The organism is Bifidobacterium sp. LH_743, from assembly GCF_056355775.1.
Genome location: NZ_JBKESZ010000001.1, coordinates 1 through 22,715 on the forward strand (window position 1 = coordinate 1; position 22,715 = coordinate 22,715).

The 22,715-nt window shown below is 59.9% G+C and carries 14 protein-coding genes, 1 tRNA gene and 1 rRNA gene; 12 read left to right on the top strand and 4 right to left on the bottom strand.

The genetic code is table 11. The features are described 5' to 3' along the window. Positions 1-299 (bottom strand): 16S ribosomal RNA (locus AC1ATL_RS00005); the annotation flags it as partial. Positions 300-985: 686 nt separating this feature from the next. After that, entirely contained in the window at positions 986-3,904 is a 2,919-nt protein-coding gene (locus tag AC1ATL_RS00010; RefSeq protein WP_476567541.1) for a glycoside hydrolase family 3 protein, read from the bottom strand. Between the two features lie 233 nt (positions 3,905-4,137). On the opposite strand from AC1ATL_RS00010, the gene AC1ATL_RS00015 reads away from it, so the two are divergent. From AC1ATL_RS00015 to AC1ATL_RS00045, 7 genes are all read left to right on the top strand, one after another. Further along, positions 4,138-6,318, top strand: coding sequence for a serine/threonine-protein kinase (locus AC1ATL_RS00015; RefSeq protein ID WP_476567543.1), 2,181 nt, complete (start codon positions 4,138-4,140; stop codon positions 6,316-6,318). Between the two features lie 69 nt (positions 6,319-6,387). After that, positions 6,388-7,371, top strand: a complete 984-nt coding sequence (locus tag AC1ATL_RS00020; protein ID WP_476567545.1) for a DsbA family protein — start codon at positions 6,388-6,390, stop codon at positions 7,369-7,371. A gap of 113 nt (positions 7,372-7,484) precedes the next feature. Next, positions 7,485-7,558 (top strand) — tRNA-Thr (locus AC1ATL_RS00025). Between the two features lie 300 nt (positions 7,559-7,858). Continuing rightward, positions 7,859-9,445 carry an aggregation-promoting factor C-terminal-like domain-containing protein gene (locus AC1ATL_RS00030; RefSeq protein ID WP_476567547.1) on the top strand — a complete coding sequence of 529 codons (1,587 nt, stop codon included), beginning with the start codon at positions 7,859-7,861 and terminating at the stop codon, positions 9,443-9,445. Between the two features lie 54 nt (positions 9,446-9,499). Continuing rightward, the gene (gene rsmA / locus AC1ATL_RS00035) at positions 9,500-10,408 is read left to right on the top strand and encodes a 16S rRNA (adenine(1518)-N(6)/adenine(1519)-N(6))-dimethyltransferase RsmA (RefSeq protein WP_476567549.1); all 909 of its coding nucleotides are present in this window, start codon (positions 9,500-9,502) and stop codon (positions 10,406-10,408) included. Next, positions 10,405-11,304 carry a 4-(cytidine 5'-diphospho)-2-C-methyl-D-erythritol kinase gene (locus tag AC1ATL_RS00040; RefSeq protein WP_476567551.1) on the top strand — a complete coding sequence of 300 codons (900 nt, stop codon included), beginning with the start codon at positions 10,405-10,407 and terminating at the stop codon, positions 11,302-11,304. The genes rsmA and AC1ATL_RS00040 overlap by 4 nt, the downstream gene beginning before the upstream one ends. A 44-nt stretch (positions 11,305-11,348) precedes the next feature. Continuing rightward, positions 11,349-11,978 carry a LytR C-terminal domain-containing protein gene (locus tag AC1ATL_RS00045; protein WP_432624514.1) on the top strand — a complete coding sequence of 210 codons (630 nt, stop codon included), beginning with the start codon at positions 11,349-11,351 and terminating at the stop codon, positions 11,976-11,978. A gap of 236 nt (positions 11,979-12,214) precedes the next feature. On the opposite strand, the gene AC1ATL_RS00050 is transcribed toward AC1ATL_RS00045, so the two are convergent. Then, positions 12,215-13,651, bottom strand: coding sequence for a CCA tRNA nucleotidyltransferase (locus tag AC1ATL_RS00050; protein WP_476567554.1), 1,437 nt, complete (start codon positions 13,649-13,651; stop codon positions 12,215-12,217). Between the two features lie 84 nt (positions 13,652-13,735). On the opposite strand from AC1ATL_RS00050, the gene AC1ATL_RS00055 reads away from it, so the two are divergent. The 5 genes from AC1ATL_RS00055 to trxB all read left to right on the top strand — a co-directional run bounded on the left by AC1ATL_RS00055 (position 13,736) and on the right by trxB (position 21,381). Then, positions 13,736-14,386: an NUDIX hydrolase gene (locus AC1ATL_RS00055; RefSeq protein WP_476567556.1), complete on the top strand. Its 651-nt coding sequence runs from the start codon at positions 13,736-13,738 to the stop codon at positions 14,384-14,386. Further along, entirely contained in the window at positions 14,350-16,518 is a 2,169-nt protein-coding gene (locus tag AC1ATL_RS00060) for a DUF6049 family protein (protein WP_476567558.1), read from the top strand. The genes AC1ATL_RS00055 and AC1ATL_RS00060 overlap by 37 nt, the downstream gene beginning before the upstream one ends. Beyond that, positions 16,515-18,260 (top strand): murein biosynthesis integral membrane protein MurJ, encoded by a 1,746-nt coding sequence (murJ, locus tag AC1ATL_RS00065; RefSeq protein ID WP_476567560.1) that lies wholly within the window; start codon positions 16,515-16,517, stop codon positions 18,258-18,260. The genes AC1ATL_RS00060 and murJ overlap by 4 nt, the downstream gene beginning before the upstream one ends. A 33-nt stretch (positions 18,261-18,293) precedes the next feature. Further along, positions 18,294-20,228 (top strand): protein kinase family protein, encoded by a 1,935-nt coding sequence (locus AC1ATL_RS00070; RefSeq protein ID WP_476567562.1) that lies wholly within the window; start codon positions 18,294-18,296, stop codon positions 20,226-20,228. Positions 20,229-20,436: 208 nt separating this feature from the next. After that, on the top strand, positions 20,437-21,381 hold the full coding sequence (trxB, locus tag AC1ATL_RS00075) for a thioredoxin-disulfide reductase (RefSeq protein ID WP_476567564.1): 945 nt from the start codon (positions 20,437-20,439) through the stop codon (positions 21,379-21,381). Here the strand turns inward: trxB and AC1ATL_RS00080 are convergent. Then, complete coding sequence (locus AC1ATL_RS00080; protein WP_432623141.1) at positions 21,362-22,714, bottom strand: ParB/RepB/Spo0J family partition protein; 1,353 nt, start codon at positions 22,712-22,714, stop codon at positions 21,362-21,364. The two genes, trxB and AC1ATL_RS00080, sit on opposite strands and share 20 nt — an antisense overlap. Between the last annotated feature and the right edge of the window lies 1 nt (position 22,715).

The following is a 22,715-nucleotide window of genomic DNA, read 5'->3' on the forward strand; positions in this document are numbered from 1 at the left end:
CTCTCAGGCCGGCTACCCGTCGTAGGCTCGGTGGGCCGTTACCCCGCCGACTACCTGATAGGACGCGACCCCATCCCATACCGATAGAATCTTTCCCAACAGACCATGCGATCCGTTGGAGCATCCGGCATTACCACCCGTTTCCAGGAGCTATTCCGGTGTATGGGGCAGGTCGGTCACGCATTACTCACCCGTTCGCCACTCTCACCAAACAGCAAGCTGCTTGGATCCCGTTCGACTTGCATGTGTTAAGCACGCCGCCAGCGTTCATCCTGAGCCAGAATCGAACCCTCCACAAAAAAAATTCATGAAGAGAACCAATTGAATGACTCTCACAATAAGAAAATTGACGATCGCCTTATAAGGAAAGGCGCATCGCACAAAAACCTCATCATCGTTTGACCGATCCCTCGGCACCACACGCGAACGCGTGGCCGGTGATGAACTGGCAATCATTGACTATAAAGAAGTAGTACAAATACGCTCTTGAGTTCTCAAACCACCACCGCACCAGCAGACCGCCCCAAACTCAAGGAGCCAGGCCGCCGTGCTGAGCAGCAAGAGATAAACTTACACGAGAACCCGCGAACACGCAACCCGGCATCCACCGGCATGGCGTGAACCGTTGGAAACACTCGCATCCACCGGCGTGTCGAAAACACGCGCGACACAGGCCGGAACCACCGACGGGACCAGGATAAACCCTGAAGACAACGCCAGAGTGAACACGAAAACAACAACACACGGCGTGTCGGAATCGCAAAACCAAATGCGGATGAAGCGAAGACACAAACAATGCACCAATCTGCGCTATGGAATCCATAGCCTGGCGGTCTCACCAGTACAGTGCCGAACCAATACAGTGCCGAAGAAAGACTGCGCAGATCCGGACGGAGGCAATGGGAATGCAAAAAGCCGGGAGGCTCCATGTTTCACGGAGGCTCCCGGCTTGGGTTTCAATTATTGGTTTTCAGTTATCAGCCAATCACTCGGCCTGAGCGGGCTTGGCAGCCGGCTCAACCGTGGCAACGGCCTTCTTGCGGTTCAGGTAACGCTTGATGGTCAGGAATTCCAGACCGATCACGAGCACCGCGACCACACCCCAGGCCACGTACATGGCGGTCTTCCAGATCGGGGTAGCGACCTTCGGCTCGCCATTCGCGTACTGCCAGCTATTGGCGGCCGTGTACAGGATGTTGTGCGCGGCCTGGCGCATCGCCTTCACGGAAGTGGCGGACTTATCGGTGATGTGGTTGGTAATCTTGGTGGTGGCAAGCATCGAATCGTTGCCCGCACGCACTTCCTGATCGGCGTTCTGATAGCCGTAGCCGCCGAAGTAGTCGGTCAGGACGAAGCCCTTGAAGCCCCACTCGCCGCGCAGCACGGTCTGCAGCAGCGCGCTGTTAGCACCGGCATAGGTGTTGCCGATGTAGTTGAAGGAGCTCATCACGGCCTGGGCGCCGCCCTCCTTCACGCTCATCTCGAACGGCTTCAGGTAGATCTCACGCATGGCCTGCTCGTTCGTCCACGTGCACAGCATCTCCGTACGCTTGGTCTCCTGGTCATTCAGAGCGAAGTGCTTCATGAAGGAGTACACGCCCTTGGACTTGGCACCGGCGATCTCATTGGACGCCATCACGCCGGAGAGCAGCGAATCCTCGGAGAAGTACTCGAAGGTACGGCCGGAGAACGCGTTGCGGTGGATGTTCATGGCCGGTGCGTACCAGCCAGCCACGTGCATGTCGTGGGCCATATCGCCGATCATCTCGCCGAACTGCTTGGCGAGGTCCTTGTTCCACGTGCAGGCGAATGCGGTGGAAGCCGGGAAGCCGATGGAGCCAACGCCGGTGAAGTTGTTGTTCAGCGATGCCGGGCCATCCGCATCGGTCAGCTGGATCTTGCCGACGGACTTCACAGCCTGGGTGCCGTAGCCGCCATTGGCGATGAGGTTGTCCATATCGTCGAAGGTGAGCTGGTCGAGCAGCTTGTCCCAATCGGCGTCGTCATAGTCCTTGCCGTACATATCGGACAGTTTCAGACCATTCTTGGCACCGGTGGTCGGCATCTTGTCGGAATCCTTGTCGAACTTCTTCGGATCGTAGTTCGTGTTGTTATAGAAGGTTTCCTTGGCCTTGTCGGACATCTTGAAGTTGGTCGGCGCGGCGGTGGCCTCCTTGTAGTTCGCGAAGTGGTCGGCGCGGGACAGGTACGTCACGTCGCCCGCCACGTCGTCGAACTGGTTCGTGGCCACGGTCTTGTCGCCGTTGTGCGTGTTCGAATCGGAATCGTAGGTGACGGTGTCCTTCACGGTGACCGCCTTGTGGTCGATCACGTGGTGCGAATCGGACTGGATGGAGATGTCGTAGTCGCCCTTCTCCAGCACGTACGCCTTCGCGTCCTTGTAGTCGTAGGACGCCATGTCGTCGTCATCGAACTCGACCTTCACGGTCTGGGACTCGCCCGGCTTCAATTCCTTGGTCTTCTCGAAGCCCGCCAGGTTCCTGGACGCCTTCTCGATGCCGCCGTCGGTGTACGGCGGGTTGTAGTAGACCTCGACGACGTCCTTGCCGGCCTTGTCGCCGGTGTTGGTCACGGTGGCGGTGACGGTCACCTTGCCGCCCTTGTACTTCACGCTGTAGAGCTTCTGATCGAAGGAGGTGTAGGACAGGCCATAGCCGAACGGGAACGCGACGGTGTCGTCGTAATCGATCAGGCCCTCGTCCGAAGCGGTCTCATAGAACTTGTAGCCGACGTAAATGCCTTCGGAATAGTTCACGAAACCAGGGATAGCGGTGACGTCGTCACCGGTGAAGCCCTTGTACTTGGCCGCCTTGTCGGTCATGTTGGTGTATTCGTACTTGCCGAAGTTGTTGTACGTCACGGACTGGGTCAGATCGTTGAGGAAGGTGTCGGAGGTCTTGCCGGACGGGTTCGTCTTGCCCGCGAGCACCTCGCCCAGGGCGGAGAAGCCGGTCTGGCCCGCAGGCGGGCACCACACCACCGACTTGATCTGCGGATAGTCCTTCAGGAAATCGAACTGGAACGTGTTCGCGCCGTTGTACACCAGAGTCACTTTCTTGAAGTTCTTGGTGACCAGGTCGATCATGTCGCGCTCGGTCTTCGACAACTGCAGGAAGCTCTCGCCCTTCTGGAAGTCCTCGTAGTCCTTGGAATTGTTCTTGTAGGTGATGCCGTCGGCCTTCATGTCCGTCGGCAGGTCCGCGCCCTCGCCGCCGACGCGGGTCAGCACGACCACTGCCTCGTCGGAGAAGGACTTCGCATCGGAAATCAACGAATCGGAGTACTGCTTGGCCGGAACCTCAGGCAGGGTCCAATCCTGAGCGAACATGCCGACCTCCGGACGGTCCTTGCGGTAGTCCGTGTACAGCTTGCTCAGCTCCGTGTTGGTCTTGAGGCCGGCCTGCTTCATGCCATCAAGCAGGGAGACGGTCTTGTACTGCTTCGACATGGAGCCGGAGCCAGTGCCGCCGTAGACCGGATTGGTGGAACCCCAGCCGAACACGTTGACCTTCTTGCCGGACAACGGCAGGTTGGAATCGTCGTTCTTCAACAGGGTGACCGCCTCCGACTGCACGTCCTTGGCCAGCTCGTTGGCCTTGGAAACCGTGGTGTCGGACAGCGTGTACTTGGTGATGGTCGCATTGTTGAGCAGCGTGGAAAGCGGGCCGGTCAACATCATGGACACGGCCACGATGATGCCTACCAGCGCCACCAGCCAGGATTCGGAATGAACGATCTTACGGGTCGCCACGTCCTTGACCGTCTTCTTATTGACGGCGAAGGTGATGATCAGCGCGAGCACGAACAGCACGCCAATCGCAATCAGATACGGTGTCAATGAACCGATGACGTTCATGACATCAGCCATGTTGATTTGCAGCATGGTCTGCCTCCTCCTTGATTCTCATAACCAAACGACACATCGGCTCCAATGCCTTTATCGGAACCACGAAACCATGTGACACTGCCCCGCATCCCATGGAATCGCTGAAGTGAGACACTTACGTGAAGACACTCCTTCATGTCGGTGATTCGATTTCATCAGACTCGGGAGAACGATGTACGGCGATTCACCCAGCCTGTCGATTCGCGTGCATAATCTGCACGCCAAGTACCATGGGTGGCATGAGCGACTTAAGCGCAGCGAATCTGGAATCAGGCAGCCTGGTTGGCGGCTACACATTGATGTCTCGACTTGGTTCGGGGGCAATGGGATCAGTGTGGCGCGTACGCGATGACGGCGGACACCAGTATGCAATGAAGATTTTGCGCGATTCCCTGTCCGATGACGACGATTCCGTACAACAGCAGCGTGACCAGCTGACCGCACGCGAGCGCCTGCGTCGAGAGGCTATGGCGTTGCAAAAAGTGCGTCATCCGGGCGTATGCGGCATTGTGGATATGGAACTGGATGACGCGTTGGCCTTCATCGTGACGGAATTGATCGAAGGCAAGAACCTGCGTGAGGACGTGCGTATCAATGGCCGTTATGTGGGCGACGATCTGGAACGTCTGGCACGCAAGCTCATTGAGGCAGTGCGAGCGGTCCATGCGGCCGGCATCGTACATCGCGATATTAAGCCGACCAATGTGATGGTGTCGAATACCGGCCCGGTGCTGGTGGATTTCGGCATCGCCATGGGCGAGGGCGAAAGCCATGTGACGCGCACGGGCCTGGTGATGGGCACTCCGGGTTTCATCGCGCCGGAAATCATCGATGGCGCCGAATCTGATGAGAAGACCGATTGGTGGTCGGTAGCGAGCGTGCTTGCGTTTGCCGCGACGGGCAAACCGGTGTTCGGCACAAAGCCGATGATGACCGTGCTGGAGCGTGCCGCGGCCGGCAGCGCCGATCTTGCGGGACTGCCCGCTGGCACGATGGCCGCGTTCCGTGCGGCGCTCAACCCGGATCGCACGAAACGTTGCTCACCGGAAGATCTGTTGCAGGCGATCGCCGTGGATGCGTTGAATCCGCAATCGTGGGTTGCGGCCGGCAGCGGCAACGGAACGGAGGCGATGCCCCCTTTTGCTGAATCGCCCGACAATCCGCGCATTCTGTGGAGATTGCAGGACGATACAGCCAACGAAAGCACCGCCGGCACACAGGCTCTTCCGCAGCCTGGCGAGGCCACGCAGGTAATCGACATGTCCGGCATGGACGCGACGCAGGCGATTGCACCCATCGACGGCGCCGGCAACAACGATGGAACCGCCGATGAAGGCAGCAATTGGACCGGCGGCGAAGGTAACGACAGCATCGGCGACGAAACGGACGTACTGCCTCCCAACGAACGTATAAGCGGCGCAGAGCGTATAGGCGGCACACGGACGCTACCAACCGTCACGCAGGCCATGCCGGCAGCCGCATGGGCCATGCCAGACGCCACGCAAACCATGCCAGGTTCCACCCGAACCATGCCAACGGCTACCCAGACGCTGCCTCAATCGACGCAGGTCATGCCGATGGAACAAACCACGCGGATACTGCCGGCGCAGGACGCGTGGAATCCGGCGGAGGAGCCGACGCAGATCGATCCGAATATCAAACCCGCCTTGCAACGCCTTGCTATGCAACAACCGCCATCCGTCATCCCGCAAAGCGATGTGGCTGCGGCACGGCAATCGCCTGCATCCTTCCAACCAGCGCAGCCGACCGCGAATATGCATGCCATGAATGCGCCAATCGCCATGGAGGAAGCGCCGAATCCCGCCGATGTGAAGCGCGGCGCGATGCTGGGGCGTGGACTGCTCCCCTGCGCGCTGATGGCGATTCCCGTGGCCGTGTGCGGAATGTTCTCACTATGGGTCGCATTCGGCGCAGCGCTAATCATCGGTTGCGCACTGGCCGCCATCGGGTTCAATACGGAAGCGCAGCTTGAACGTGAGGGCAAGCGCGGTGGCGGAAGGAAGGGCTCCGATTGGCTGTTACGGCTGGTCGGCCTGCCTTGGCACGTGGTGAAAGGCCTCGGCGTGGCGGTGACGCGCACGCTGATCATGCTTGCCGTGGTCGCGCTGGGTCTGTCGATTGCCACCGTTGTGCTGCAGCTGCCGTACGCCATAGTGGACGCGAACGTCTTCGGTCTGTCGATTCCGTTGCCGACGTTGATTGAAGGTCCTCTTTCCGAAAGCGGTCTGGCGCAGGCCGCGTTCTGCGCGATCGGCTGGCTGGTGGCTGTGATGACGCCTGGCGCGCCAGTGATGCGATTGGGGGGCGGAGCTCTCCGGAAACCGCCTATTCTGCGGCACTTGAGCGAACTTCAGGAGCAATCTCGGGAAACTGGATTTCCAGCGAATTGATAGCTGAGCACCACTACTATGGTGCGCAGCACAACATCATTAGGATTCATAGGATCGAAAGGAACATTGATGGCCCAGAACAGCAAGGATGCTCAGAAGCGCGCCAGTCGCGCCGAGCGCAGGGCCGCCGAGGCCGCAGCGATGAAGGCGCGCGCCGAACAGATGGAGAAGGAGCGCAAACAGCAGACGATCATCGGCGGCATTGTTGTGGCGATACTGGTGATTCTGGTGGCGATAGGCGCGTTCGCCGTGTACCACAACATGCATAAGAAGGCCGAAACGAAGGCCTCCACGGAGACGGTGCAGGAAGCGTACGCCGCGTTGCAGAAGGTGAAGAACACTCCGACGCTTGTTGACAAGAAGGGCGGACTGCTGATTTCCAAGAACGGTTACGGCAAGTCCGTGGACGGCGCTCCGACGGTGGAGATCTACATGGATTTCCTGTGCCCGGGATGCGGCAATCTGCATCGTCAGCTTGACGCCGACCTACAGAAGATGGTCGATGCGGGGCAGATCAACCTGGAGTTGCATTTCATGGCGTTCATGGACCGTTGGTCCACCGACGAATACTCCAGCCGTGCAGCAAACGCTGCCATCTATCTGGCCGAGCATGACAGCGATCCGAGCCATCTGATCTCCTTCATGGAGAAGGTCTATGCCGAAGACTTCCAACCCGAGGAAGGCTCCTCCTACAAATCGGTGAGCGACAGCAAACTCAAGGAACAGATGATCGCGGCCGGCGCGTCCAAGGATGTGGCGGACAAGGCGTTCGGACGCGATTATCAGGAATGGCTTGACGCGATCGACACCTACACGCCGAAGCGCCCCGAGCTGTGGCATCAGACCGGCAGCTACAAGGGCAGCATGACCACGCCGACGGTGATCATCAACGGCGAATATTGGGAGATGGACCAGCTGAGCGCCGCACAGACGACTGTCAAGGATGGTCTGCTCGAATCGATCGGACTGAAGGCCAACGAGGTCGGCGTGGCAGGCAAGATGCCGTCCATCGGATCCGAGAAGAAGCCCATTTCCGTCACCACAGGAGAATAAAATACCCCCTATAGCTACCGGCGCATCTCATAGGACAATCACAAGTTGACTACCGCGGATGCGCTGGTTATGCTATTCAACGTTCCGTAGTATTCCGTACAACCACGGAACATGCCTCCTTAGCTCAGATGGCCAGAGCGGCCGCCTTGTAAGCGGCAGGTCGTCGGTTCGATCCCGACAGGAGGCTCGAACCCGCATAGCGGGCTTAGACCTCTTACCACGGGTAAGTGCTCCAGAAGTCTTCCCCCAACTTGAGACTTCTGGCAAAACGGACGAGGCGTTCCCCAACCTGTCTCGTCCGACAGGGGGCAGGACATCCCCTTCTCTCCTGCCCCCTTTTTCTATTCTTCCTTCCATTCTTGGCAAATCCCGTCCCCAATCGAATGCAAATGCGTCGGTACGGAGGAAATCCAAGAAAAACAGCGACGGACAATCCGGCTGAATCGCTACAATGACGATGTTGTCAACAATGCTGGAAAGAGGCCGCATGGCGAGAAGGTGGACACCCAAGAGATTCGTGACGCTCCGGCGCGTCCGCGTCATAACATGCGTGGCGGCACTCACCCTTACATCGGCGCTGGCGTTCGGCATCGGCGCGCGCAAATCCGTCGCATTGACCGTCAACGGCGAAACGACGACCGTGACCACATATGCGATGAGCGTGGACCGGTTGCTGCAGGAACAGGGCGTGAAGATTAAAACGCACGACCTGGTGGAATCGACCAGCCCGACAAGCATGCTGAAGAACCATGATGTGGTGACCGTGCAAAGCGCATACCAGACCACCATCACCATCAACGGCCAGGAGGTGCCGTTCTGGACGGTGGCGACCAGCGCCGAACAGCTGCTGGACTTCTTCAACCAGAACGAGACCGAAGCGGCGAAAATCACCGTCAGCATCAACAACGTCTACAACAAGCTCACCGGCGGCCTGGTCATCAACCAGAAGGGGCCCGTCACCGTCATCGCGGACGGCAAAAGCTCAGTGGCGCCGAACGGCAAGCTTCCCGCGGCCTCCATCCTCGATTCCAAAGGCATCACGCTGGGCAAGGAGGACCGCGTCAGCGTCGAAAAGGACGGCGGGAAGACCATTCTGCGCGTCCGCAGGGTGACGCACGGCGAGGAGACGCGCACCAAGGAGGTGCCGTTCGGCACGCAGACCATCGTCGATCCGAACCTGCAGCCAGGCGAGGTCACGGTGCGGCAGGAAGGCGAGAACGGCGAAATCCAGCAGACGTACGCCGTCACATATGTGGACGGCGTGAAGGAAAGCGAGACGCTGTCCGACGAGAAGACCACGAAAATCGCCATAGACAAGGTCATTGCCGTAGGCCCCGCGAAATCCTCGGATGATTCCTCCGATTCGGATGATTCGAACGGTTCGGACGGTTCGAACGACTCCGGAAAGACGGATGGTTCCGCCGATTCGAGCACGAAGAACGATTCGGGCAGCAAGGACGATTCCGGCAAGACGGACACGGGCGGCAACAAGAACACCGGTTCTGACAAGAAGAACGATTCCGGCAACAAGAACGACTCGGGCAAGACGGACACAGGCAAAACGGATTCCGGCAAGACCGACAACGGTAACAACAATTCCGGCAACAATAGTTCCGGCAACAACAATTCCGGTACGACGAGCAACGGCAACGGCACGTCCGGTTCCAGCAACACCAAGAAGGACGATCCGGCGCCCACGCCGACTCCTACACCGACGCCCACGCCGCAGCCAAGCGACCCTTCGGCCGGCTGCCGTCTGTACCATGCTTCCGCCGCGCAGACGCAAGTCTACGCAGCCGGCGCGGCAGCGCAACGCGGATGGACCGGACAGAATTGGACGGATCTGGTCAAACTCTGGAATCGCGAATCCGGATGGCAGTGGGACGCCGAAAACGCGGATTCAGGCGCATACGGCATCCCGCAATCGCTGCCGGGCAGCAAAATGGCCACTTTCGGCGCAAGATGGAAAGACGACGCGGCCGTGCAAATCGATTGGGGATTGAGCTACATCGCACAACGCTACGGCACTCCCTCCAAAGCGTGGAAGAACTCCGAGGAAGTCGGATGGTACTGATCCCGTCCTGCCATTGCAGGCGATTTCGTACCGGCATGAACGGATAATGAGGGAATGACAGAAAACGTGAACGATCATACGCAGGGCCGCTTGTTGGGGGCGGCCGACATCCGGCGCATCGCGGCCGAGGCGGGCATCAGCCCAACCAAGAAATTCGGGCAGAATTTCGTGATCGATCCGGGAACCGTGCGCCGCATCGTACGCGAGGCGGGCGTGACCGCCGACGACCACGTATTGGAAGTCGGCCCCGGGTTGGGCTCGCTGACCTTGGCGATTCTGGAGACCGGCGCCACCATGACCGCGGTGGAAATCGATCCGCCGGTGGCCGAGCGCCTGCCGAAGACCATCTCCGAATTCATGCCGGATGCCGTGGACCGTTTCCGCGTGGTCAATCGCGACGCGCTGACCATCAGTCCGGAGAACCTTCCCGACTTCAATGACGACGAATCCTTCACGCTGGTGGCCAACCTGCCGTACAACGTAGCCACGCCGATCCTGCTCACCCTGCTGGAGCGCTTCGACAATCTGGGCACCTTCCTGGTGATGGTGCAGAAGGAAGTGGCGGATCGTCTGAGCGAGAAACCAGGGTCGAAGATCTACGGAACGCCGAGCGTGAAGCTTGCCTGGTACGGTACCGCGGAACGCGTGGGCGTCATCGGCCGCAACGTGTTCTGGCCGGCACCGAACGTGGATTCCGCGCTGGTGCTGTTCAAACGCCATCCGGGCGGCCATACCCCCGCCGCGGACAATGCCGACGGTTCCGTCGTGAATCGCGAAACCGTGTTCCGTCTCATCGACGCGGCCTTCGGGCAGCGCCGCAAGACCCTGCACGCCGCTTTGAAGAAGATCGTGCCGGCGGAAGCGTTCGAACGTTCCGGCATCGATCCCACCCGTCGCGGCGAGACGCTCACCATCGACGAATTCGTGGCATTGGCCCGCGCGCTGGACGAGGTGTCCGCATGAACGCCATCGTCGAATCCGTAAGCGTGGATTGTCCGGCGAAAACGAACCTGACCCTGCACGTGGGGCCCTCCCACGCCGAATGGGGTGGGCGCCATGAGCTCGACACCATCTACTGCGCGGTCGGCGTATACGACACCGTCACCGCCACACGCAAGGCGCCCGGCACCGGCTTCTCGCTCAATCTCGAAGGCGCGTATCTGGGCGATCTGGCCTCCTCCGTCAGCGACATGCGCCGCAACCATGCCGTGCTGGCGCTGTTCGCCATGGCCGAAGCCAGCGGGCATGAACCGGACGTGGCGTTGAGCATCGACAAACGCATTCCCGTCGGCGCGGGCATGGCGGGCGGATCGGCCGACGCGGCGGCGACGATTCTGGCGCTGAACGCCCTATGGAATCTCGATTGGCCCATCGAGCGTCTGAGGGAAGTCGCGTCCACGCTGGGCGCGGATATGCCGTTCTGCCTGACGGGCGGTTATGCGCGCGGCACCGGCTTCGGCGAGCGCATCGAGCAGCTTGACGACGATGGCGACATCGTACGTGGTCTTAAGGAACGTGGCTTCGCCGGACGATTGCTGGTCGGTGCGTACCGTGCGGAACTGCGCACGCCGGAAGTGTATGCCACCTTCGATCAGATCGGCGCCGGCGAGTCGGACGACAATCATCTGCAGAAGGCCGCGATCTACCTACATCCGCGCAGTGGACAGGCCATCGAGGAGGCGCTGCGGGCCGGAGCAAGGCAGGCGTTCGTCTCCGGTTCCGGCCCGTCCGCCATCGCTTTCGTCCCGACGGACGATATCGCCGCGGCGGTGCAGGCCGCATGGCAGGACAGCCGTTGCGTCGACCGCATCATCACGACCAGCGCGCCGTCCCGTCCAATCGTGCATATCACCGCGTGACAGTAAGGTTGTTGGCAATTGGTTTTTTCAAAAGGAACTCGCACATGACCCAGGCTACTGATGAGCGCACAGCGCGCAAGGAATACATTCGCCGCCGTCAAAAGACGGTGTTCGGCATCGCCGGCGCCATTCTGGCGGTTGCCATGGTGATCTCCCTGCTGTTCTTCTTCCATGTCGGTGGTCTGGGCGCAGTCAAATCGACCGCCGTGCAGCCCAATTACGGGCAGCAGGCCCCGTGCGCGGTCAAGGACACCGACGGCAAGGCCAAGTATGTCGAGAACCGCAACATCACGTTGCGCGTGCTCAACGGCACGAAGTTCTCCGGCTTCGCCAAGGCGGTGAGCGATGCTCTGCAGAATCGCGAATTCAATGCCCAGACGCCCGGCAACTACACCAAGAAGGTCGACCGCACGATGATCGTCTTCGGCAAGAACGGCGTGAACCAGGCGTACACCGTGGCAAGCAATTTCACCGACGCGATGCTGGTGATGGACGATCGTCAGGACCAGCTGGTCGACGTCGTCGTCGGCGCCACTTTCGACAACCTGCAAGATGTCAAGAACGTTCCGGCGGCAGGCAAGCCGATCACCAGCATCAAGGGCTGCGTCGCGGCGGACAAGATGACCAATCTGCCCAAGGCTTCCGAGCATGATGCCGTGAATCCGCAGGGCTGAAAAGCTGTTCAGTTAAGCAGCTTTTCAGTTGAACGGCTGATCGGCTGCTCATCAGCGGAGTCAACGGAAGAACCCGCGTTCCCTTTCTCTGGGGGACGCGGGTTCTTCATATCGTGCGCGGTGTTAGCGCGGTGTTATGGACGATTGCGCGCAATGGCACGTGATGGCCACGTGAAGCGGCGCGCGGAACAGACGCCATGACGGACCGTATTCGACCGCACCCGGCTTTGCCGGCGTTATTTAGCCTGTTCCGCCTGTCCGGCCTGCTCCTGGTACCAGCGCTCAAGCTCGGCCACGGCCACGTCATGTTCGACCGGACCATTATCCAGACGGTATTCCAGCATGTGCTTGTACGCCTTGCCGACCATCGGACCGGGCTCGATGCCCAGCAGCCGCATGATCTCGTCGCCGTTGAGGTCCGGACGGATCGCGTCGAAATCCTCCTTCTTCTTGAGATCGCGCACACGCTGTTCCATCTCGTCCATTGCGGCTGCGAACACCATGGCCTTGCGCTTGTTCTGCGTGGTCGTGTCGGCGCGTGTAAGACGGTTCAGACGCTCGTAGAGCGGGCCCGCGTCCTTGACGTAGCGACGTACCGCGGAATCCGTCCACGGCTCCTCCACGTAGCCGTGGAAGCGCAGATGCAGGTTGACCAGCTCGCTGACGTCCTCGACCATGTGGTGGTCGAAATGCAGTGCCTTCAGACGCTTGCGGGTCATTTTCGCACCAACGGCGTCGTGGCGATGGAAGCTCACCTTGCCGCCCGCTTCGAAGCGACGGGTCTTCGGCTTGCCGATGTCGTGCATGAGGGCGGCCAGACGTAACGTCAGGTCCGGGCCCGGGACCGGACCGTCGGGGCCGGTTTCAAGGGCGACCGCGCGTTCGATGACGATCATGGTGTGTTCGAACACGTCCTTATGGCGGTGATGCTCGTCGATCTCTAGTTGCAATGCCGGGATTTCCGGGAAGACGATGTCGGCGAGACCGGAATCGACCAGCGCCTCGATGCCGGCGCGCGGACGATCGGACAGCAGCATTTTGACCAGTTCGTCACGTATCCGCTCGGCGGAGACGATTTCGATGCGGTCGACCATATCGGACAACGCTTCCGCGGTCTCCGGCGCGATACGGAAGCCCAGCTGCGCCACGAAACGCACGGCGCGCATCATGCGCAGCGGATCGTCGTCGAACGACTGCCTCGGATCGACGGGCGTGCGCAACACGCCCTTGGCCAGATCGTTCGCACCGCCGAAAGGATCGACGAATTCAAGTTGCGGCACGCGCAACGCCATCGCGTTCACGGTGAAATCGCGACGGGACAGGTCGCCTTCCAGCGTGTCGCCGTAATTGACCTCCGGCTTGCGCGAATCGGGATCGTACGTGTCGGAACGGTAGGTGGTCACCTCCACCTTCACCTCGGTGCCGTCCTCACGCCTGCGCATCGCGCCGAGCGTGCCGAACTTACGGCCCATATCCCAGAAGCCATCATGCCCGAAACGGCGCAGAATATGCTCAAACTGCTCGGGACGCGCCGAAGTGCAGAAATCCAGATCATGCGATTTGCGATGAAGCAGCAGGTCGCGCACAGGACCTCCGACCAACGCCAATTCGTAGCCTTCCGCGGCAAACATACGTCCCAATTCAATGGCCTCAGGCCACACTTCGAAGTTCACGCCAACCCTTTCAAGCGCCACAAGTTTCCGTTTACCAGCATACCGTTACTCCACCTGCACACAGAATTGAGTATGGTTGGAATCATGATTACGCCCGCAGATCTTGCACGCATGCTTGCCGATGCTGCGGACGACCATGCCCAAAATCCGTTGGAACCGGACAAACTGCTGTACACATCGCAGTCGGTGTCGCTGCAGCGGCGGACGATTGTCACGCCAAGCGCTCCGACGCCGGCGATGATGCCACGGCGGCGCAACGCGGACGGGCCGACCACGTTCGCTTCGCTCGACGCGCAGGAATTGCCGGTGGTACGCGAATATTCGGCGGGCGGGCTGGTGTTCGACGACAAAGGTCGCGTGGCGATCATCGCACGTCATTCGCGAAGCGGACATCTGGAATGGTGTCTGCCGAAGGGACACATCGAAAAAGGCGAGACGCCGCAGCAGACGGCCGTACGCGAAGTGCATGAGGAAACCGGCATACTGGGCGAGGTGGTCGATTCCATCGCCACCATCGACTACTGGTTCACCGGAACCAGCCAGCGCGTGCACAAACTCGTACACCACTTCGCGTTGCGGCAGATCGGCGGGGAACTGACCGTCGAAGGGGATCCCGACCATGAGGCCGAGGACGCCATTTGGGTGGATTTCGCTGATTTGGACGATGTTCTGAGCTACCCGAACGAACGAAAGATAGCATGGTTGTACGCAAGGAAACTCAACAGACAGGCGTGACAGTGAATCAATCCGCACAATGGCATGCCCGGCATGACCTTCGCGCGTTATCGTCCATCCTCGCCATGGTGTTGACCATGGCGTTGATGTTGTTATACGCGCCCATGCCCGAGGCACAGGCCACAGAATCCGGGAATCCGACGACCGAGACAGCCGGGATGGTGTCCATCGACTCCTCCACCGCCGTGCTGACGGACACGTCCGGATACCATCTGAGCGCCACGGTGACCAACACCACCGACCAGGTGCTTCCCGCGGGAACGCTGACGCTGGCCATGAACGCCTTCTATACCTTCGTGTCGCGCAACGACATCCAGGAATGGTCGGAAGGAACCAGCCCCATATCCATCCCAAATACCGTAGGGGAAACCGACGTGCCTTCACTGCGGCCGGGCACCAGCGCCAAAGTGAACATCGACGCCGACGCGAACCAGCAATCGCTCGCCACCATCAACTCCTGGGGACCAAAGCCGGTGCTGCTGGAATATTCGGCGGGCGGCACCACCCTTGCGCGATCGCACACCTTCGTGACGCGCACCGGAGACGGTCTCAACTCCCCCAACACGCCGGCGATGCATATCACCGTCGCGCAGCCGCTCGCAGCCAACGGATGGACGACCGACAGCAATCTGCTCGGCCAGCTGGTCGACGAAGGCGGAGTCACCGACGCGAAACTGTCGAAAATCGCCGTTCCCGGCAAAGACGACGACACGCGACTCAAATCGTTGGGACAGGTCTTCGCCAAACACGATATGTTGCAGGTGGTGGGCGATCCCACCTATCTGAAGTCGATGTCGATGCCGACCCAAGTCGACGGCATCACCCAACCCGCGTTGTTCGACATGACCGCGTATTCCGCGTTGGGCAACGAATCCACGTATTCCGCGGCCGGCGTCAACGACACGGAATGGAATGCCGACAGCGCGCTGCGGATATACCGATCGTCCTTGGGCGATTCCCAGGCGGATACCGCACGATACGCATGGCAGGGCAACGGCAATTGGACCATGAAGGCGCTGACGAAGGCACGGCAGCAGGGATATGACACCGTCATCGCCACCCATGATTTCGAAGAGGACGACAAGGCGACCGTACAGACCGGCAAGACGGTGGTCTCCACCAATGCGGGCAATGTCACCGTCCTGTCCGCGCAGAACGTGCTGTCCGATTTGGCGCAAGGCAAGGCTACCAGCGACGAAGCCGCTACCGACGGCGAAGGAAGCGACGCCGGCAGGCTCGCGCGATTCGTGGCGCAAAGCGCGTTCTACCAGATGGAGCAGCCGTATGCGGAACGCAATCTGCTGGTCTGCCTCGACGAGGATTCCGATCCGGCCATCGTGGAGAGGCTCATGACAGACATCGAGCAATCGCCATGGCTGAGCCTCACCGATCTCGCCACACTGAAGCAGACCGACACCACGGCGGACGACGAAACGGAAACCGTCATCCCCGAATCGGACGGATTGTCCGACGAAGCGCGCAACGCGCTCCAGCAGACGCTGAGCACACTGGCGAACGCGTCAAATGACGTCAAACGCTTCAACGCGTCGATTCTCGCCAAACCAAACAAGAAAACCCCGTCCGGCATCCGTTCTGGCCTCGCCCAATGGAGCAAGCAGCTCACGAAAACGCACTCCATCATGGCCCTGCATGCGCTAGGGAACGAGAGCCCATCCAGAAGCACCATGGCGGAAGGGACTATGCAGCTCGCATCCCTGCTGATCAACGGCGTGGCTATCACCCCGACGGAAAACGTGAACGTGGTCAGCGAAACCGCCAAAATGCCGGTGACCATCAGCAACAGCCATCCCTATCCGGTGAAGGTGAAGGTCTCCTCCCTTTCCGATTCCATGCAGATCGTCACATCGCGATTCGATACCGTGGAAGTGCCCGCGCATGGCGAGGCACAGGTGGTGTTCACCATCCGCGTGGTCGCCTCCGGAACGGCGAACGCCACCATCAATCTGTTCGATAGGAACGGCGCGACGTTCGGCGCAACGCAGGTCACGCACATCACCAGCGCACTGCAAATCAGCGATAAAAGCGGCTTCATCATCATCGGTTTCGCCGTTCTTTTGGGAATCGTGGGACTGTGGCGTCAATTCAACCGTAAGAAGGATCCCGACGAATGAGTTCTTCCGTTGGCCGTAATTCGCTGATCATGGCCTCCGGCACCGCCGCTTCGCGTGTGACCGGACAGATCCGCACCATCCTGCTCGCATGGGCCTTGGGCACCACCGGCTACGCCGCGAACGCCTACCAGGCCGGATCGATGATTCCGCAGGTCATCTACACCTTGGTCTCCGGCGGCATCTTCAATGCCGTGCTCGTGCCGCAGATCGTGCGCACGCTGAAAGCCAAAGACGCCGAAACCAAACTCAACAAGCTCATCACCCTCGCCATCACCATGCTGCTGGGCGTGACGCTGCTCATGGCCATCGCCACGCCACTGCTGACCAGACTGTACGTCAACGGCAGCGCCGAGACCATGGCCCTCGCCACATCGTTCACCCTGTGGTGCATGCCCCAGATCTTCTTCTACGGCCTGTATACGGTGGTCGGGCAGATCCTCGCCGCGAAGGACCATTTCGTCACCTACGCATGGAGCTCGGTCGGCGCGAACGTCATCAGCTGCATTGGTTTCGGCACGTTCATCGCACTGTTCGGCAGGGCCACCGAACGCCCGCTGGAATTCTGGACGCCGACGAAGATCGCGTTGACCGCGGGGGCCTGGACGCTTGGCGTGGCCTTCCAGGCACTGGTGCTGTTCATTCCACTGACGAAAATCGGCCTGCGATACCGTCCGAAATTCGGCATCCACGGCATCGGCCTGCGTTCGATGGGACCGGTCGCCATTTGGAGCGTCGGCATCGTCATCGTCGACCAGATCGGCAACATCCTGATTACCCGCATCGCCACCAGCGCGCCACGTACGGCACAGCTGGCGTTCCATATCAATCCGCTCGACGTGGCCGGCAACGCGACCTACCAGAACGCGTACACCATCTACATGCTCCCCTATTCGTTGATCGCGGTGTCCGTGGCCACCGCCATATTCCCGAAGATCTCCCGAGCGATCGCCGAACGCAACCTCGCCGAGGCGCGCAACGATCTGAGTCAATCGTTGCGGGTCATGGGGTTGATCATGTGCTTCTTCGGAGCCGCGTTCGTGGTGCTTCCGTTGCCGATCATCCTGTCGCTGCTGCCGTCCGTGACCGTACGCGAGGCGTTGCTCATGTGCGGACCATTGGTCGCACTTGGTCTCGGCATTCCGTTCGCCAGCTCCTACCTGATCATCCAACGAACCTTCTATTCGTTCGAGGACGGCAGGAATCCGTTCCTGTTCACCGTCATGGCCATCGGAACGCAGGTGATCGTCCTGCTGGTCGGCGAGGCGGTATTGCCGCCGACCGAATGGGTCACGTTGATTGGCGTATCCGGCACATTGAGCTTCATGCTACCGTTCCCGATCCTCTTCGTCATGCTGCGCAAGCGATTCAACGGCAACGTGGACGGACGACGCATCTTCCTTTCCTATACGAAATCCATCATCGCGGAAATCGCTGCGATCGTCGTGGGCCTGTTCTGCCGCGACGGCGTCTATCGACTGGTCGGAGCGCGTATCTGCCGCGACGACGGCGTTATGAATTGGGGGCAGGCCGTCCTGTCCGCGATGATCCTGGCCATCATCATCGCCATCGTCTATCTGGCATGCCTGTGGGCGCTGCGTTCCGAGGAACTCGTTTCCGTGAAAACCATGATCGTTTCACGTATCCCGGGGCTTGCCAGCAGACCCGTCAAGCCGACCAGCCCCAACGGTAAACTGGGGCGAAGCGACGCCGAAAACGGCGAACAGGAACAGAACCACAAGTAGAATCATCCATCGTTACAGAAGTTGAAGGAAACCATGAAACCTCAACTGGGAGATACCATCAGCAACCGCTATGTGCTGGTTTCGCCATTGCGTGAGGAAACCGGCCTGCAGGTCTGGAAAGCAAGCGACCATGTGCTTGCCAGGGATTGCCAGCTTTTCATCGTCAACAACCGCAAGGCGCTGCAGGACGTCAACGCCACGGCATCCATGCTGGCAATCTCCCATGACTCCCACTTCACCCAGGTTCTTCAGCTCCAGCACGTCGGCGAGGTGGCTCTGGTCGTCACGCAACTCGATGCCGGCATGCCGCTGACCGAATACCTCACGTCGCGTGACAAGCCGCTGAGCTTCACCGCGATACGTTCCATCCTCGGCGAGGTCGTCGAAGCCTTCCACGTGCTGCAGAAGGACAGCCTCACCCATTTCTCGATCAATACGGATACCGTGCGTCTGACCCGCAACGGCGTGGAGATCGCCGACGCGCCCATCAGCGTCATGCTTGCCGACACCTCGCGCGCGCAGGTCACGGAAAGCAAGGAGCAGCTTGCGATTCGGCAGGTGGCCGCTTTGCTGTATTCGCTGCTGACGCGACAGCCGTCAACCTTGTCCACGGATTTCCGTCTTGATGCGATCGCACCGAACGTTCCAATGGAATTCCGCGTGATCTGCAAGCGTGGTCTGAACCTCAAGGAGAAGGACGGCTTCCCGACCGTGCCGATGGCGACCGTCGCCGAATTGGAGGCGTTGCTGGGTGATTACCAGCCGCTTGCGCAACTGCACGGCACCGACGTGATTCTGCCTTCCGCGAACTCGGAATGCTCGATTGTCAACGTCCCCCTATTGCAGGCTCTCGAACAGGACACTTTCCCGCTTCCGGAAACGCTTAGCGAATCCGGCAGTATCCCCGAAATGACGTTTGAAGCCCCCGTTCCACACACCGATCTGTCCGACAGCAAGGAGGCACTGGCCAAGGGCGTGGCGGCGACGAGCGGTGCCGTGAAATCGCTGTGGAAGAACGGTCGTGAAATCCTGACCGAGGAGGATATCGACGGTGCCGACGAAGCGACCGACGACTACCCCTTCTCCTTCCCCATCCGCGTCTCCGCGCCTTCGTCGGATAAGCAGACCGACGATTCGCAGCTGGAGAAGACTGGACGCATTCCGGTGATCGGGCCCGATGGACGCGTCATCCAGCCCGGAGAGGAGTCCGCGCGTGCGTTGAAGGCGGAGCAGGACGCGATCGAGGAGGCGTACCAGAATTCGGTAACAGCCCCCACTCCGCCAAGCTTCGCGCCGAACGGAGGCTCTTCCTCCACTTCAACCGAAGTCGCCGATGCCAAGCTGTTCGGCAACATGAAGACCAAGGTGGCGGCCATCATCGTGGCGGTCGTCGTGGTGGCCGTGGCCTTGGGATTCGCTCTGCACGGGCTGTTCCAGAACTCCTCCTCTTCGGATACCAGCACTTCCGGAGATCCGTGGCCGGAAATGAATCTCGACAAAGTCCCCTTCGGACCGGATGGAACCGCCGCCGATGCGGATTCCTCCGACACTGATGATTCCGCGCAGTCGAACGGCACCACCGAGAAAAGCCCCGACAAGGAGGCCAAGCAGGTCCCCGATCCGAAGGCTCCGGAGAACACCACCGCGTACGAAATCGACAACCGTCAGTTCCTGTCGAATCCGGATGGACAGCAGGGATACGGCTATTATCTGCACCTCAGCCAGTCGCAGAAGGTGTCCCGCATGACGATCAAGATCCGCTCCTCCGGAGGCCAGGGCTATATCCGCGTGAACACCACGTCGAACCCGACCCAGGGCGAGCAGGTGGCCCAATTCGAGTTCGACGCCAGCGGAACCACCGATGTCAAGTTCGACAAGACCGTGGAAACGCAGGATATCCTGCTGTGGGTGCCGCTGAACAGCCTTCCCGGCAGCCAGCTGTACATCGAATCGATTCAGGTGTTCTGATTCCTGATTCGCCGCAATCGCGCGACACGGTAAAAGAGGACGTGTGGAGATTGTTCCGCACGTCCTCTTTTTGTTTCGGTTATTTAGTTTCGTTTTTTCTTCAGCCACGCGCATCTTCTCGGTTTCACGTGTTCTTCCATTGCAATGTGCCCTTCTGTTTCACGTGAAACATTGTTGCCACGTCCGACCTTGCATTACAGTGGCTATCATGAGTGACGTGCATGATGTTGTGATTATCGGTTCTGGCCCCGCGGGATACACCGCGGCGATCTATCTGGGCCGCGCCGGCTTCAAGCCGTTGGTCGTGGCAGGCGCGCTGACGCCGGGCGGACAGTTGGTCAACACCACCGAAGTGGAGAATTTCCCAGGCTTCCCTGACGGCATCATGGGCCCCGACCTGATGGACAACATGCGCAGGCAGGCGGAAAAATATGGTGCCGACATCATCCAGGACGATGCCGTGTCAATCTCTCGTGACGAAGCGTCCGGCATCACGACCGTCGTTCTCGACGGCGGCGAACGGCATGACGCACGCGCGTTGATCATCGCCACAGGATCCGACTATCGCAAGCTGGGCGTGCCAGGCGAGGCGGAATACGGCGGAAAGGGCGTCTCCTACTGTGCGACGTGCGATGGCTTCTTCTTCCGCGGCAAGCCGATTGTGGTGGTCGGCGGAGGCGACAGCGCCTTCGAGGAAGCGGATTTTCTGTCCCGCTTCGGATCATCCGTAACCCTGATTCACCGTCGTTCCACGTTCCGAGCATCGCACATCATGGTTGAACGGGCGCGGAGCAATCCGAAAATCGATTTCATACTTAACGCCGTGGTCCAGGAAATCCGCGGTGACGACGATGGCGTGCGGGAGGTGGAGGTACGCGACACCGCCACCGGAAAGAGCTCCACAATCTCCGCCAATGGTGTTTTCGTAGCGATTGGGCACACTCCCACAACTGGCTTTCTCAACGGGCTCGTACGCACCGATAAGGCCGGTTATATCGATGTTGAAGGCGCCAGCACGCGTACCAGCATGCCCGGCATCTTCGCCGCGGGCGATTGCGTGGACAGCGTGTACCGTCAGGCCATCAGCGCGGCGGGCATGGGATGCCGAGCCGCGCTGGATGCCCAGGCATATCTCACTTCTGCTGCTGCATAAGCAAATCGACGATCCGGTCCATGTCGTCTTCCGACGTGAACACTATTTCGATGCGCCCATGCTTCTTTGATCCTTTGATGGATACCTTGGTGCCGAAGCGCTTCTCCAGACCAACCTGGACAGGAGTGCCGGCCCACGGGTTGAGCTTGCTGGCCTTCGGCTTCTTCTCCTGGTTGCTTTCAGCCACCTTCATGGAGACGATTTCCTCGGTACTGCGCACGGACAGCCCCTCGGCGATGATGCGCGTGGCCAGCTGCTCCATATCCTCTTCCGTCGGCAATCCAAGCAGCGCACGCGCATGGCCGGCCGACAGCAGACCGGAAGCGACCTTCTTCTGCACGGCGGCCGGCAGATTGAGCAATCGCAAGGTATTGGCGATTTGCGGACGCGACTTCGAAACGGATTTCGACAGCTGCGACTGGGTCAGTCCGAAATCGTCGATCATCTGCTGATAAGCGGCCGCCTCTTCCAACGGATTCAGCGCCACGCGATGCAGATTCTCAAGCAATGCGTCACGTAGCATGTCGTCATCGGCGGTGGTTTTGACGATCGCCGGAATCGTCTTCAAACCGGCGATTTGCGACGCACGCCAACGACGCTCGCCCATGATGAGCTCGTACATGCTATCCATGCGTCCGTCGAACATATTGTGCGGTTCGGCCGGATTTTCGGCAGCTTCCTTACGGGCGGCCTCGATTTGCGATTGCGGACGCTTACGCACGACGATAGGCTGTAGGACGCCGACTTCCTTGATGGATTCCGCCAGCTCACGCAAATCATCCTCGTCGAATATGGTACGGGGCTGATGCAGATTCGGGCCGACATCGCTCACATGCAGTTCCACCAGATAGCCGCCCTGCACCGGCAGCAGTTCCGGTTCGTCGTCCTTCTTCTTCCGTTCGGACGATTTTACCGACGATTCGGTTTCACGTGAAACACTCTTCGAATTGTTGTGTTCGGAAACCGGTTCGGTCGTGGCACCGAAGAACATATCGGCGGGATGGGCGCTTTCGTTCAGCGAGATGGACGGCATGCTGGCACGGTGATGCGCGTTCTTCTTCGTTTCACGTGAAACGCTCTTCTTCATATCCCGAACGGCGTCCACTGACGCACGCGCAGTGGCAGCACCGTTCCTATCGTTCTTCGCATCGACTTTGGTGCCGCTCTTGGCATTGCCTTTGGCGACATCCGGAACATTCTTGGAAATGGCTTTCGCCGGCTCCTCGGCTCGCTCCACGGGCTGCTTTGCGGGTTGCTTCGTGGAGACGGGCTCCCCCGGAAGAGAAGGAAACAGTGCGCCGAGACCTTTGCCAAGACGAGACTTCGTAGTCATA